Below are 14,806 nucleotides of genomic sequence, written 5' to 3'. Positions count from 1 at the left end.
GCGCACATGGTAGGTGCATTCCCCGCACCGCGCAGCAACGCGATGCGCGCCGATGCCGCCTTCACGCGCGGCGCGGCGCAGGCGCCGGTCTCAGCGGTCCGCACCGGCACTTTCCACGCGGTTGCGGCCGCCGTGCTTGGCGCGGTAGAGCGCCGCATCGGCCTCCTGCATCAGGACCCCGGGCGTGGCGCCCGCCCCCGCCTCGGTCACGCCGATGCTGACGGTGACCGGCAGGCCCTGCGCCACCTGCGCGAGGACGGGGCCGGCCACCGCGGCGCGCAGGCGCTCGCAGGCCGCGCGCGCGGCGTCCAGCGGCAGGCCGGGGAGCAGCAGCACGAACTCCTCGCCGCCGATGCGGGCCAGGAAGTCGTCGGCGCGGCAGGCCTGGCCCACCACCGCGGCGAACCGGCGCAGCACCTCGTCGCCGACGGCGTGCGAGCGCTCGTCGTTGATGCGCTTGAAATGGTCGATGTCCAGGATCGCCAGCGACAGCGGCCGGCGCTCGCGCTGCGCGCGCTCGATCTCCCAGCGCGCCCGCGCCTCGAACGCGCGCCGGTTGGGCAGGCCGGTCAGGGCGTCCTGGTGGGCCTGCTGCTCCAGCAGCCGCGCCTGCGCGCCGAGGCGGTCGAGCAGCCCCTGCTTCTCGCGGTCGGCCTCGGCCAGCTGCTCGGCCTGCCGTTTCAGGTCGCCGGTGCGCTCGTCCACCAGCCGCGCCAGCCGCGCGGTGTCGCGCCGGTACTGCACCAGCCGGCGCCGGTACAGGCCGAAGGCCAGCATCGCCAGCGCCAGCGCGCCGGCGATGCGCACCGAGGTACGTTGCCACCAGTACGGCTCGATGCGCAGGCCCAGCACCGCGGCGGCGCCGGCCGGGGCGCCTTCGCCGTTGGCCGCCTCTACACGGAAGCGGTAGTCGCCGGGCGGCAGCGAAGTGAACTCGACGGTGCGGTGGCTGCCGCGCGGCACCCAGCCGCGGTCGAAACCGTCCAGCCGGGTGCGGTAGCGCACCCCCTGCGGCGAAAGATAGGTCAGCGCCGCGTAGGTGATGGCCAGGCGTCGGGTACCGGCCGGCACCCGCACCTGGCCCTGTTCGACGAACGGCAGCGGCCGGCCGTCGGCCAGCAGCGCCTCCACCACCACCGCCGGTGCCGGCAGCTCGCGGAAACGCTGCAGGCGCGCGGGCTGCACCACGGCCGCGCCGCCGGCCGTGGCGAACCACACCGCGCCATCGGCGGCCAGCAGGGTGCTGATGCCCGAGCCGCCATTGCCCTGCGCGTTGGTCATGCCGTCGCGGTTGCCGTACAGGTCCACGCCGACCCGCGCCAGGCGGCCGTCGGCCACCGCGTCCAGCTGCGCGTAGTCCATGCGCAGCACGCCGCGGTTGCTGCCCAGCCAGGCCGAGCCGGCGGGGTCCACCACCATCTGGAACACCGCGTCCACCGGCAGCCCCTGCGCCAGGCCGACGTGCGCCACCTTGCCGCCACGCAGCCGGTACAGGCCGCGGTCGCTGCTGACCCACAGGGCGTCGCGGGCGGCGTCGTGGTACAGCGCCAGCACGCGCTGCCCGCCGTCGTCGCCCTCGCCCAGCGGCACCTTCTCGGCCACGCCGTCGGCATACCGGTACAGCCCCGACAGCGCGGCGATCCACAGCTCCCGCGGGGTTTCCAGCAGTGCGTGCACCAGCGTGTGCGGCAGGCCGGCGCCCTGCAGCGGCTCGACCCGGCCATCGCGCAGCCGGGCCACGCCCTGGCGCGTGCCCACCCACAGCCCGCCGTCGCGGGCGGGCGCGAGCGAACGCACATGGTTGTTGGGCAGGCCGTCGTCGCGGTCGAAGCGGGCCAGCACGCGGCCGTCGCGCAGGTGGTAGATGCCGTCGCCATAGGTGCCGGCCCACACCTCGTCGCCGGCGGCGAGCAGGGCCAGTACCGACACCTCGCCGCGGTTGGCGTTGGCCGGCGGCAGCTCGACGTGGCGGATGCCGCCATCGGCGGCCACGCCGTCCAGGCCGCTGCTGCCGCCGATCCACACCGTGCCGCCGGCGTCCTGCGCCAAGGTGCGGACGAAGTCGTTCACCAGCCCAGCCTGCACCCCAATGGTGCTGAACAAGGCTTCGCGCAGGCGGTACAGGCCGCCGTTGACCCCGGCCCACAGGCTGCCCTCGTGGTCCTCGAACAGCACCGCCACGCGCCCGTCGGGCAGGCCCATGGCGCGCCCGACCTGCTCCACGCCGTCTTCGTCCAGGCGCAGCACGCCGCGGTTCTCGGTGCCCAGCCACAGCGTGCCGTAGTCGTCCTGCAGCAGCGCGGTGATGCGCCCGGCCTGCGGCAGCGTGCGCCAGTGCTGCAGGCCGCCGTCCTGCATGCGGTAGAGGGTGTCGCCGGCCACCACCCAGATGCGGCCATCGGCTGCGCGGTACGGCCAGGACAGGACCGGCTTCAGGCCGAACGCCGCCGGGGCCGGCAGCAGGCGGTCGCCATCGACGTACATCAGGCCGTGCAGGGTGCCAATCCACAACCGGCCGGCATCGTCCTGCACCGGGCGGATGCCGACGAAGCCGGCGCCGTCGCTTGGCGGACGCAGCAGCTCGAAGCGGCCGCTGGCCGGATGCAGGCGCCCCAGCCCGGTACCGTTCAGGGTGATCCACACCATGCCCTGCGCGTCCTCGAACACGCTGTCGATGACGGTGCCGGGCAGACCCTGCGCGCGTCCCCAGTAGCGCAGCCGGTCGCCGGACTGCCAGCAGCCCAGGTTGCCGCGCGAGTCGGCGAACCACAGCCCGCCCCTGCGGCTGGCGTAGACCGCGGCGATGGCGCTGTCGCGCAGTGCCGGCTGGCTGCGCCGGTCGTACACCCGGAACTCGTTGCCGTTGTAGCGCACCAGCCCTTCCCAGGTGGCCAGCCACAGGTAGCCCTCGCTGCTCTGGGCCATGTCGGAAATGGTGTTGTGCGGCAGGCCGTCGCGGGTGGTCCACACGTCGTGGGTGTAGTCGCGCAGGTCACCGGCCAGCGCCGGCACCGCGATCCCGCACAGCACCAGCAGCGCCGCCAGCGCGCGCCACGGCCACGCGCGCATGCCGCGCGCCCGCGGCGGCGGCGGACGTCCTGGCGGGACTGGCGCGGCTGTCATCGCGCGCATACTACCTGAGCGCGGAAGCTGGATACCGCCCGCGGGCGCCGCCCCCGTTGCGGCCGCGGCGCGGCGGCCCTGCCCGCCGACGCGACGACCCGGCAGCGACGCGAAAGACGACGCCACGCGCGGCGCCGCGCTCACCGCCGCAGCGCGCTCCAGGCGGGCGACGGCCAGGCGACCACCGCTTCCAGGCCGCCGTCGGGATGGTTGCGCAGCACCAGGGTGGCGCCGTTCTTCTCGGCCAGCGTGCGGGCGATGGTCAGGCCCAGCCCGGCGCCGCCGGTCTGGCGCGAGCGCGAGGTTTCCAGGCGCAGGAACGGCGCGAACACCGCCTCCAGCTCGTCCGGCGCCAGGCCCGGTCCGCGGTCGCGGATGCGCACCTGCACCTGCCCGTCGCGGATCTCGGCGCGGATGCGCGCCGCGTGCCCGTACTTGACCGCGTTGTCGACCAGGTTGGAGAACAGCCGGTGCATCGCCAGCGGACGCAGCCGCAGCACCGCGCCGCAGCCCTGCTCGAACTCGACCTGGTGCCCGGCCTCGACCGCGTCCTCGGCCACGCTCTGCAGCAGCGAATCCAGGTCCAGCGCCACCCGCTGCTCAGCGCTCTCGGCGCTGCGCGCCAGTTCCAGGCCTTCGCGGATCAGCGCCTGCATCGCGGCCAGGTCGGCGACCAGGCGTTCGCGCAGCGGCTCGTCGGCCACGTTCTCCAGCCGCAGCCGTAACCGCGTGAGCGGCGTCTGCAGGTCGTGGGTGATGGCGGCCAGCATCTGCGTGCGTTCGCCGAGATGGCGCTGCAGGCGCTGCTGCATGGCGTTGAAGGCTTCGGCGGCGCGGCGCACTTCCTGCGGCCCGTCCACCTGCAACGGCTCGCGCTGCAGGTCCTGGCCCAGTTCGGTGGCCGCGTCGGCCAGCCGCTGCAGCGGCGAACTGGCGATGCGCGCCACGCCGTAGGCGAGCGCGGCGATGGCCAGCGCCAGCAGCGACAGGAACAGCGGGTCGAAGGCGAACACGCGGTCGTGCGCCATCGCCGGGTACTGCAACGCCAGCCGCAGCGGCGTGCCGTCGCCCAGCCGCAGCTCCACCAGGCGGCAGCGCGGCGGAATGAACGCCGGGTCGCGCGGGCGATGCGGCCGTTTGGCCTTGTCGCGCGGCGGCAGGAAATCGGGGAACGGCGCAAGGCAGGCGCGGAAACCGGCCGCGCGCACGCGGGCGTCGGCGACCGGCCCGTCGCGGTCGGCCAAGATCTCCATCAGCGCCCGGTCCTCCTTGCCGATGCGGAACTCGCCGCTGGCCTCGCGCACGCTGGCGCCGCCGACCGCGAGCAGGCGCGGGCGCAGCTCCGGGTTGCCGTCGAGCAGGTTGACGAATCCCTGCAGGCGGTCGGCGATGCGCACCAGGTTCTGGTGCTCGAACTCCTGCCGGCGGTGCATATCGGCCAGCAGCGTCGCGCCGATCGCCGCGGCCATCATGCCCACCAGCAGGATGACGAACAGCCGCCCGGCCATGGACGCCAAGAAACGCCGCAGCCGGCTCATCCCAGCGCCACCACGCCGGCGAACACGTAGCCTTCGCTGCGCACCGTCCTGATCAGGCCGCCGGCGCCGCCGGCATCGCCGAGCTTCTGCCGCAGGCGGCTGACCTGCAGGTCGATGGCGCGGTCCTGCGCGCCGTGGCTGCGGCCGCTGCTCAGCGCCACCAGCTGTTCGCGCGAGAGCACCTTGTTGGCATGGCCGACGAACACCCGCAGCAGGCGGAACTCGGCGCCGGACAGCATCACCACGCGCCCGGCCGGATCGACCAGGCGGCGCTGTTCCAGGTCGAACACCCAGCCGGCGAACGACGCCCGGCGCATCGCCAGCGGCTCCAGGTTGGCCGGCAGCGCTTCGGTCCGGCGCAGCACGTTGCGGATGCGCGCCAGCAGTTCGCGCGGCTCGAACGGCTTGGCCAGGTAGTCGTCGGCGCCCATCTCCAGGCCGAGCACGCGGTCGATCGGCTCGGCGCGCGCGGTGAGCATGATCACCGGCGTACTGGAGCGCGCGCGCAGTTCGCGGCACAGCACCAGCCCGTCCTCGTGCGGCAGGTTGAGGTCGAGCACGACCAGGTCGACGTGCTCGCGCGCCAGCGCGTGGCGCATCTGCGCGCCGTCGCGGGCGGTGCCTACTTCATAGCCGGCGCGGCCGAGCTGTTCGGCCAGCAGGTCGCGGATGTCGCTGTCGTCGTCGACCACCAGCAGCCGATGCATGGGTCCGTGCTTCCTTCAGGGGGGCTCCATGCTAACCGAGCGCGGCGCGCGGCCGGCCCTGCCGGAAGCGTGGCGGGCGTCCGACTTTTGGTGACGACGCGGTCGAAGCGCGCCTTCCGCACACCCGGCGGCTGCCGGCGGATCAATGCACGGGCGGGATAGCAGCAGACCGCGGGGCCGGGAGCGGCCACCCGGCGCGCTACAGGGTGCGGGTGACGTCGGCGCCGCGCTCGGCCAGGAAACGTGCCGCCTGCTGTTGCTGGGTCATCGACAGCGCATGCACCACCACCGCGCTGCGCCCGGCCGCCACGGCCTTGCGCGCGGCCTGGATGTAGCGGTCGTGGTCCGGGCGCAGGGCCACCAGCCCGCCCAGGAACAGGCCGCCGATCGCGCCGTACAGCACCCACCAGCCGCCCGCGGTCCACGGCGAGTTCTCGACGAACGGGATGCCCGCCAGCAGCATCGCCGCGAAGATCGCCGCGCCGGCCAACGCGCCGAGCACGCACAGTTTCAGGTGCGCGAGCACGATGGTGCGCCAGATGCCGCCGCCTTCCGGTTCCAGCTTGATGTCGACATCGGCCGTGTCCGGGGTGAGCAGCTTCACCTGCGCCGGCTGGAAACCCAGTTGCTCCACCAGGTCCGCCGCCGCGGCCTGCGCCGGTGCCTGCGCCGGGAACACCGCCGCCAGCTTGCTGTTGGACACCTCGCCGGTAATGGGATTGTCGGACATGGTCCACTCCTCTACTCGGGGGTGTACCCGGTCTAACAGGCAGTTGGTTGGAACCGCGTGAGCGGCGCGCCGTCGTCGCGACGCGCCTTTCACATAGCCAGCCGCCTCGGGCGTGATGGCAGCGGCGCAGATGCGCGTGGAAGCCTCCGCCGCCCTCGCCTCGCCACCGCCGCTCAGGCCGGTGCGAACACCGGCTCGATCAGGCGGAAGCTGCCGGCATCGGCGTCCATCTCCACGCGGCCGCCGACCGGCACGATGAACTGCTCGCGGATGTGGCCGATCATCGCGCCGCGGTAGGCCGGGATCTTCAGCGGCGCGATGTAGTCGGCGAACAGCTGGTCCAGCGTCAGCGACCCGTAGCCGTCGCCGGGCGTGCAGCCGGTGCACTCGCCGAAGATGAAGCCGGCAATCCGGTCCAGCGCGCCCATCAGCTTCAGCGTGCTTAGCATGCGGTCGATGCGGTAGGGCGCTTCGTCCACGTCCTCCAGGAACAGGATCTTGCCGCTGAAGTCCGGCATATAGGGCGAGCCGGCCAGCGCGGTCAGCACCGTCAGGTTGCCGCCCACCAGTTCGCCGCGCGCGGTGCCGCCGGTGATCGTACTGGTGCGGTTCTTGCGCGGCACCAGTTCGTCCTCGGTGTCGACGCTGTTGCGGTACTCCATCAGCTCGCGCTTGAAGAACAGGCGCTCGAACTGGTCCACGTTGAACCGGTTCCAGCTGCCCGAGCCGATCGGCCCGTGGAAGGTCACCAGCCCCGTCCTGGCCTGGATCGCGCAATGCAGCGCGGTGATGTCCGAATAGCCCAGCAGCACCTTGGGATTGGCGCGGATGGCGGCGTAATCCAACAGCGGCAGCAGACGCGCCGCGCCGGAACCGCCGCGCACGCAGACGATGGCCTTGACCTGGCGGTCGGCGAACATGGCGTTCAGGTCGCCCGCGCGCTCGGCATCGGTGCCGGCCAGGTGGCCGTAGCGCGCGCCGTAATGGGCGCCGGTCTTGACCTTGAAACCCAGCGCCTCCATCGCTTCGCGCGCCAGCTGCAGGCTGAGCTGGTCGCTGCTGGCCGCCGACGGGCTGACCAGCCCCACGGTGTCGCCCTTCTCCAGCGGGAGCGGCAGCAGCCGCCTGCCCCGCTGCGCCGCCAGCGCGCTGCCCGTGCCTACCAGCGGCAGCAACGCTCCCGCCAACGCCGTGCCGCCGATGAATCGCCGCCTGTCCATGCCACCGCCTGTCTGGGGAAAGTCCGGCCGAGGGTAGCAACGGCCTCGCCCGCCCGACAGTGCGGCGCCGGTGTCGGGAAACCCCGCGTCCGCGCATGGGAAAAGTGCGCGATGCAAGGCGCCGGACGCATTTTCCGAGGCCGGCACCGCACCGCATCCATAACCGCGCGGCATGGATGCCGCACGATCTGTCATGGCCTGTGGCGGGTGGGCCGCCGGTACCGGTATCGGGGCGCAGCCATCGACACAGGACCGCCATCGCCCGCTGCCTTCAACATCGGCACCTCTGGAACGGCGACCGCTTCCGGCAGACTGTCGTCGCGCGCCAGGCCGTAGCGTAGGCCACCGCCCCCGAAGGGGCTTGGCGAATTCCGGTCGATAGCGGCTTTCAGCCTCCTTCCACCGGGAAAACGTCACCGTTTTTCACAGCGAGGCCGCCCGAACGACGACGCCCGGGGTGCGCATCATGAAAAAACGGAAGGACAGCCGTTTTTCACGGCGAAGTCGCCCGAAGGGTGACGCACAGGGATGTGCGTCATGCAAAAACGCACACGCCCAACGACCGGCTCTTGGCCTGGTACATGGCTGAGTCCGCGGCGCGCAGGTAGTCGTCGATGGTCGCCAGGCCGGACGCGCTGCTGACCAGGCCGATGCTCGCGCCGCTGCTCACCGTGTGTCCGCCGATCTCGTAGGGCGCTTCGAGCGCGGCGGCGATCTGCCGGGCCCGCGCGGCCGCTTCGTCGGGCTCGATGGCTTCGAGCAGCACGTTGAACTCGTCGCCGCTCATGCGCGCGACCAGGTCCACCGCGCGCACGCAGGATTCGAGCCGGCGCGCCACCTGCTGCAACAGCTGGTCGCCGACGTGGTGGCCCAGGGTGTCGTTGACGGCCTTGAACCGGTTGAGGTCCAGCAGCAGCACGGCGAACATCGTGGTCCCCGCCCGTGCCGGCGCCTCCTCGTCGTTCGCGGCCTCGTTCCGGTGCAGCGCGATGGCATGCGCAAGGCGGTCGCGGAACAGCGGCCGGCCCGGCAGGTTGGTCAGGGCGTCGTAGGAACTGCCGCGTTCGGCCAGGTCGCTCAACGAGCCGGCCATGCGCACGGCGACACCGTCCTCGAACTGTGCGACCCCGCGCCAGTTGACCCACACCAGCCGCCCCGCCCCGTGGAATGCGCGGAAATCCACCGAGAAGTTCGGGCTGTCGCCCGACAGGTGCCGGCGGCAGGCCGCCTGCACCCGCGCGCGGTCGTCGGGATCGATGAGCTGGTGGAAGAAATCCCAGCCGCCACCGTGCACGTGATCGGCACCGCCCAGCCCGACGATCTCGTGGAAGCGCCCGGACACATGCAGCACGTCGGTACGCAGGTCCCAGTCCCAGATGCCGTCGTTGGAGCCGAGGGTGGCCAGCGCATAGCGGTTGTCGGAGCGCAGCAGCTCCAGCTCCGTGTTCTTCTGCCGGGTCACGTCGATCATCAGCCCGATCATGCGGTTCGGCCGCTCCGGCTCGACCACCGCGCGGCACAGGTCGCGCACCCACACCACCTTGCCGGACTTGGCGAACAGCCGGTAATTCATCTCGTAGGCATAGCTGTGCGTGGCGTTGTACGCGGCATCGTCGATGGCCAGCGCTTCGGGCAGATCGTCCGGATGCACGCGCGACCGCCAGAAACCCGGATCGGAACGCCACTCCTCCACCGTGTAGCCGAACAGCCGCTCGACCTGCGGACTCAGGAAGGTATTGCCCACCCCGCGCTCGGCCTCCCAGACCACGCCGTCGATGGTCTCCAGCAGCCGCAGGAAACGCTGGCGGACCTCCACCAGCACCTGCTCGGTCACCTCGGTGATCTCGATCAGCACGCCCTGGCGGCTGATCACCCGCTCCGCCGCATCCGTCTCCGGATGGAGCTGCAGGCGCACCCAGCGGTAATCCCCATCGGCGAACCGCAACCGGAACACCGGCATGCCCGAGCGCAGGGTGCCCACGTCGTCGGGATGCACGAATTCAAGCAGGGACCGGCCGAGCGCCGCCTCCACCGGATGGCCGGTAAGCGTGTGCCAGGCTGGGTTGAGGTACGTGATCTCCCACAGCGCATCCGTTTGCACCACTGCCTCGGGCAGCAGTTGCAGCAGGTGCGCGGACGGCGTGGGGATGGTGGGCATACGGGGCTATGGTTACCGAGCGCAATTGCCCAGTCCAGCGGCGTGCACCCCAGCTAACAATGCTGCCGTATCCATGCAGGCATGGCTGCATTGGGCCTAAGGAATTCGCGGGATGATCATGTAAACCATCACCCGACAGGATCATCCATCAATGCTGCCATAGCTGACTGTAAAACCAGCGTTGCCGACTCAATGACAGCAAGCATATCAGCGAGAGTAACCTGGGCCCCACTTCTATGGGCGACCGAATGCCTATTGTCAATAGCCGAATTATATTGAAATATAGTTCTATCATCGAGCAAGCCGCCGAATTTCGCTTTACGCTCAACCCCAAATCCCCCAACGAATCCCGACAACTCATTAATCTTTACACTGCGAAGTATCTTTTTAGAAGATGCAAGCGTGAATTCACATATCTCCCTGTCACCACACTTATTGGCACGCATCTCTACAACTCTATATATTTCCTCCTGAATCTCCGCACTCAACACTATTAGCAAATACTGCGCCAAGAAGGCCTCGACTTCCGATCCAGATGAAGACGTCGCATCGATATGCTGACGACACTCATCTAATGCTAGCCGCGTACGCAGAAGCCACTCCATGCCCTACACCTGAAACGCTTCTTTTGCAAGCAAGCCTCGAATGGCAACCTGCTTCTCATCACTAGTATTAAAAGATACCGCCGCAATAAAATCATCATCCCTCAATAAAGAATCGTAACCAGCACGAATTTTATCAACGGTAGGCCGGACGCCACTGAGTATCGCACCAAGAACAGCATCCGTAATTGCATAATTCAATCTTTGCCTGAGGTGAAAAGGCTTCTCACCCAACGCTTCAATCACCAAGTCAATAGTGCTTTCAAAACGCGTCGCGGCATCTTTAATGCGCGCGTTCAAATCATCAGCACTCATTCTTCGCGTCTCACGCATATGCCTATTTAGAAACTGCTTCATAGGCTTCTCATAATGAGCGCCATCATAGCCAAACGCCAACACCCGAAGCAATAACTCTGTGTCACGAAGCCGCTTGTCGGGCGCATCTTTTCCAAGAATCTTGCGCCACCCCTGATATTCATTGAGATGCTCAAGAAGCTGAAAATATTCGCCAAAATAAACACATTTTCGCACCTCCATTGGGTTAAGATTAACCCCCCCCAGTATTTAACCGCTCAAACACGTGATAAATACTTGAATCATCCTCCGGGTCTAATTGCTGCACAACAGTTGCTCTGAGCACTGTGTCGTGCAACTGAAAACGGTCCACCTCATCCAATTCATCAAAAGTCTTACCGTCCCACCTAGGCTGAACACCCTTAAGTCGAAATACCCTATCATCAAACCTAGACTCAAAGAATCGGATGGCACTGGTTATGCGCTGCTGGCCATCAATCACTTGCAGTCGATTTGTTTTTTTCTCCTTATAGAGAAAAACCCCAGGCACAGGAAGTCCCAAGAGGAAAGACTCAATCAACCTGCTAGCCTTAACGACATCCCAAACATAGTTCCTTTGGAAGGGCGGAATTATAAGCTGGCCATTTTTCTTCTTCTCGTGATAACCACTTAGGGTAAAGTCAGCTGGAAAAAAGGAAATTTGATATGGAGCAAGCATACCTTTTGATTCATCATCATCTTCCGTGTGCTCATAAAGCCACTCATCCTCCCTAACCACATTCGCTTCATCGACAGCATCTGGTGACATTCAAATCCTCCTGAAATAGCTTATAACGAGCTGCGCAAATAAATCACATATTTCGCCTGTACTCGCCACCCACATCGTATAGCGCATGGCTAATCTGCCCCAGGCTGTGCGTCTTCACCGCCTCCACCAGCGATTCAAACACATTCCGCCGCTCCCGCGCGGTCGCCTGTAGCGCCTTCAGCCCATCGGCAGCATAGCCGTTGCGGCTGCCCTGGTAGCCGGCCACGTTCTCGATCTGCTGCCCCTTCTCTTCTTCCGTCGAGCGGATCAACTCGATCTCGGTCGCCACTTCGCCGGCATGCTCCTTCGGCAGGAACATGTTGACGCCGACCAGCGGCAGGCTACCGTCGTGTTTCTTGTGTTCGTAGTACAGGCTTTCTTCCTGGATCTTGCCGCGCTGGTACATGGTGTCCATCGCGCCAAGCACGCCACCGCGCTCGCTGATCGCCTCGAACTCCTTGTACACGGCCTCTTCGACGATGTCGGTGAGCTTGTCGACGATGAAGCTGCCCTGCCACGGGTTCTCGCAGAAGTTCAGCCCCAGCTCCTTGTTGATGATCATCTGGATCGCCACCGCGCGGCGCACGCTTTCCTCGGTCGGGGTGGTGATGGCCTCGTCGTAGGCGTTGGTGTGCAGGCTGTTGCAGTTGTCGAACAGGGCGTACAGCGCCTGCAGGGTGGTGCGGATGTCGTTGAACTGGATTTCCTGGGCGTGCAGCGAACGGCCCGAGGTCTGGATGTGGTACTTCATCATCTGGCTGCGCTCGTTGGCGCCGTAGCGCTCGCGCATCGCGCGCGCCCAGATGCGGCGGGCGACGCGGCCGATGACGGTGTATTCCGGGTCCATGCCGTTGGAGAAGAAGAACGACAGGTTGGGCGCGAAGTCGTCGATCTTCATGCCGCGCGCGAGGTAGTACTCGACGATGGTGAAGCCGTTGGACAGGGTGAAGGCCAGCTGGCTGATCGGGTTCGCGCCGGCCTCGGCGATGTGGTAGCCGGAGATCGACACCGAGTAGAAATTGCGCACGCCGTGGTCGACGAAGTACTGCTGGATGTCGCCCATCATCCGCAGCGCGAATTCGGTGGAGAAGATGCAGGTGTTCTGCGCCTGGTCTTCCTTGAGGATGTCGGCCTGCACGGTGCCGCGCACGGTGGACAGCGTCTCGGCCTTGATGCGCGCGTAGGTGTCGGCGTCCACCAGCTGGTCACCGGTGACGCCGAGCAGGCCCAGGCCCAGGCCGTCGTTGGTCGGCGGCAGTTCGCCGTGGTACTGCGGGCGGGCGCGGCCGTCGAACATCGCCGCGATCTTCTTCCCGGCCTCGGCCCAGCGCGCCGGGTCGGCCTTCAGATACTTCTCCACCTGCTGGTCGATGGCGGTGTTCATGAACATCGCCAGGATCATCGGCGCCGGGCCGTTGATGGTCATCGACACCGAGGTAGTCGGCGCGCACAGGTCGAAGCCGGAGTACAGCTTCTTCATGTCGTCCAGCGTGGGAATGTTGACCCCGGAGTTGCCGATCTTGCCGTAGATGTCCGGGCGCGGCGCCGGGTCCTCGCCGTACAGGGTGACGCTGTCGAAGGCGGTGGACAGGCGCGCGGCCGGCTGGCCGACGCTCAGGTAATGGAAGCGGCGGTTGGTGCGCTCGGGCGTGCCTTCGCCGGCGAACATGCGGATCGGGTCCTCGCCGCTGCGGCGGTACGGATACACGCCGCCGGTGTACGGATAGGAACCGGGCAGGTTCTCCTTCTGCAGGAACACCAGCAGTTCGCCCCAGCTGCGGTAGGTGGGCGCGGCGATCTTGGGGATCTGCTGGTGGCTGAGCGACTGGCGGTAGTTCTCCACGCGGATGGTCTTGCCGCGCACCTGGTATTCGTTGACCTCGTCGGTGATCGACTTCAGCCGCGCCGGCCATTCGCGCAGCAGCCGCAGCGCCTCCGAATCCAGCGATTGCACCGCGTCGTTGTAGCGCTGGCGCAGGGTGCGCAGGCTGGTGTCGCCGGCACCGTCGGTCAGCGCGTCGACCGGGTACAGGTCCAGCGCCTTCGGCAACGCGGCATTGCCCAGCTCCTTCAACGCCTGCCAGCAGCCCTGCGCGCGCTCGGCAACGTCCGCCTGCGATTCGATGCGGGCATTGATCGAACGGCCCTGCTCGGCGATCTCGGCCAGGTAGCGCACGCGGCTGCCGGGGATCAGCACGGTGGCTCGCGGCTCCTTCAAGGTGGTGTCGATGGCCGGGGCGAAATCGCAGTGCCCCTCCCCTCCCGCTTCCCCGTTCCCCATTCCCCGCTTGTCGCGCAACAACCGGCACAGGTTGGCGAACATCCAGCTGATGCCCGGGTCGTTGAACTGCGAGGCGATGGTCGGGTAGACCGGCACGTCCTCGTCCTTCATCGTGAACGCCACGCGGTTGCGCTTCCACTGCTTGCGCACGTCGCGCAGCGCGTCCTCGGCGCCGCGCTTGTCGAACTTGTTGAGCACCACCAGTTCGGCGTAGTCGAGCATGTCGATCTTTTCCAGCTGGCTCGGCGCGCCGAAATCGCTGGTCATCACGTACATCGGGAAATCGACCAGGTCGACGATCTCCGAATCGCTCTGGCCGATGCCGGCGGTCTCGACGATGACCAGGTCGTAGGCCAGCGAGCGGAGGAAGCCGATGCAGTCGCGCAGCACCGTGTTGACCGCCGCGTGCTGGCGGCGGGTGGCCATCGAGCGCATGTACACGCGCGGGCTGCGCAGCGCGTTCATGCGGATGCGGTCGCCCAGCAGCGCGCCGCCGGTGCGGCGGCGGGTCGGATCGACCGAGACCACCGCGATGCGCATCTGCGGGAAGCTGGCCAGGAACCGGTTGAGCAGTTCGTCGGTGACGCTGGACTTGCCGGCGCCGCCGGTGCCGGTGATGCCGATGACCGGGGCAAGCCGGGAATGGGCAACGGGGAACGGGGAATCGCCGTCCACCCTGGCCCAGTGTTTGCGCAGCTTCTCGAGCTCGGCGTCGCTGAAGCGGCCGTCCTCCAGCGCGCTGAGCATGCGGCCGATGCCGATCTCGTCATTGATGTCGGGCCTGGCGGAAACATCCCCTTCCCCGTTCCCGATTCCCTGTTCCCGCGTGCCCCCGGCGCGCACCACCACGTCCTGGATCATCTCCACCAGCCCCATCTTCATGCCGTCGTTGGGGTGGTAGATGCGTTCGACGCCGTAGTCCTGCAGCTCGCGGATCTCCTCCGGGGTGATGGTGCCGCCGCCGCCGCCGAACACGCGGATGTGGCCGGCGCCGCGCTCGCGCAGCATGTCCACCATGTACTTGAAGTACTCCACGTGGCCGCCCTGGTAGGACGACAGCGCGATGGCGTCGGCGTCTTCCTGCAGCGCCGCGCGCACCACGTCCTCGACCGAGCGGTTGTGGCCCAGGTGGATCACTTCCGCGCCCTGCGCCTGGATCAGCCGGCGCATGATGTTGATGGCCGCGTCGTGGCCGTCGAACAGGCTGGCGGCGGTGACGAAGCGCAGCGGGCTGGTGTCCGTCTGCGTCTGCGGGAGGTGGGGGGCGGGCGTGCTCATGGGCCGTGCGACATCTCGGTTTCTGTTGAAACCGATGATAGGGCCGCATGCCGCACAGGTCAGGTTG

Annotated in this window: 10 protein-coding genes; all 10 read right to left on the bottom strand. The window is 67.8% G+C overall.

The genetic code is table 11. The features are described from left to right. Positions 1-90: 90 nt before the first annotated feature. The 10 genes from CQ393_RS15075 to CQ393_RS15030 all read right to left on the bottom strand — a co-directional run bounded on the left by CQ393_RS15075 (position 91) and on the right by CQ393_RS15030 (position 14,739). Complete coding sequence (locus CQ393_RS15075; protein WP_194269683.1) at positions 91-3,069, bottom strand: diguanylate cyclase; 2,979 nt, start codon at positions 3,067-3,069, stop codon at positions 91-93. Positions 3,070-3,263: 194 nt separating this feature from the next. Next, positions 3,264-4,661, bottom strand: a complete 1,398-nt coding sequence (locus CQ393_RS15070; RefSeq protein WP_153192589.1) for an ATP-binding protein — start codon at positions 4,659-4,661, stop codon at positions 3,264-3,266. Then, a complete protein-coding gene (locus CQ393_RS15065; protein WP_153192587.1) occupies positions 4,658-5,368 on the bottom strand; it encodes a response regulator in 711 nt (236 codons plus the stop codon). Before CQ393_RS15065 ends, CQ393_RS15070 begins: the two co-directional genes overlap by 4 nt. Positions 5,369-5,567: 199 nt before the next feature. After that, positions 5,568-6,098 (bottom strand): hypothetical protein, encoded by a 531-nt coding sequence (locus CQ393_RS15060; protein ID WP_153192585.1) that lies wholly within the window; start codon positions 6,096-6,098, stop codon positions 5,568-5,570. Positions 6,099-6,271: 173 nt separating this feature from the next. Further along, positions 6,272-7,318: an LD-carboxypeptidase gene (locus CQ393_RS15055; protein WP_153192584.1), complete on the bottom strand. Its 1,047-nt coding sequence runs from the start codon at positions 7,316-7,318 to the stop codon at positions 6,272-6,274. A gap of 535 nt (positions 7,319-7,853) precedes the next feature. After that, positions 7,854-9,476 (bottom strand): sensor domain-containing diguanylate cyclase, encoded by a 1,623-nt coding sequence (locus CQ393_RS15050; RefSeq protein WP_153192582.1) that lies wholly within the window; start codon positions 9,474-9,476, stop codon positions 7,854-7,856. Positions 9,477-9,604: 128 nt separating this feature from the next. After that, positions 9,605-10,081: a hypothetical protein gene (locus CQ393_RS15045; protein WP_153192580.1), complete on the bottom strand. Its 477-nt coding sequence runs from the start codon at positions 10,079-10,081 to the stop codon at positions 9,605-9,607. 3 nt (positions 10,082-10,084) lie between these two features. Then, on the bottom strand, positions 10,085-10,615 hold the full coding sequence (locus CQ393_RS15040; RefSeq protein ID WP_153192578.1) for a hypothetical protein: 531 nt from the start codon (positions 10,613-10,615) through the stop codon (positions 10,085-10,087). A 10-nt stretch (positions 10,616-10,625) separates the two neighbouring features. Further along, the gene (locus CQ393_RS15035; RefSeq protein WP_153192576.1) at positions 10,626-11,180 is read right to left on the bottom strand and encodes a DUF262 domain-containing protein; all 555 of its coding nucleotides are present in this window, start codon (positions 11,178-11,180) and stop codon (positions 10,626-10,628) included. Positions 11,181-11,223: 43 nt separating this feature from the next. Next, the gene (locus tag CQ393_RS15030) at positions 11,224-14,739 is read right to left on the bottom strand and encodes a methylmalonyl-CoA mutase family protein (protein WP_153192573.1); all 3,516 of its coding nucleotides are present in this window, start codon (positions 14,737-14,739) and stop codon (positions 11,224-11,226) included. Positions 14,740-14,806 lie beyond the last annotated feature (67 nt).

The sequence above is a fragment of the Stenotrophomonas sp. MYb238 genome (genome assembly GCF_009496535.1).
GTDB lineage: Bacteria > Pseudomonadota > Gammaproteobacteria > Xanthomonadales > Xanthomonadaceae > Stenotrophomonas.
The sequence above is the reverse complement of the archived record's forward strand: the minus strand, read 5'-3'. Positions and strand labels throughout refer to the sequence as shown.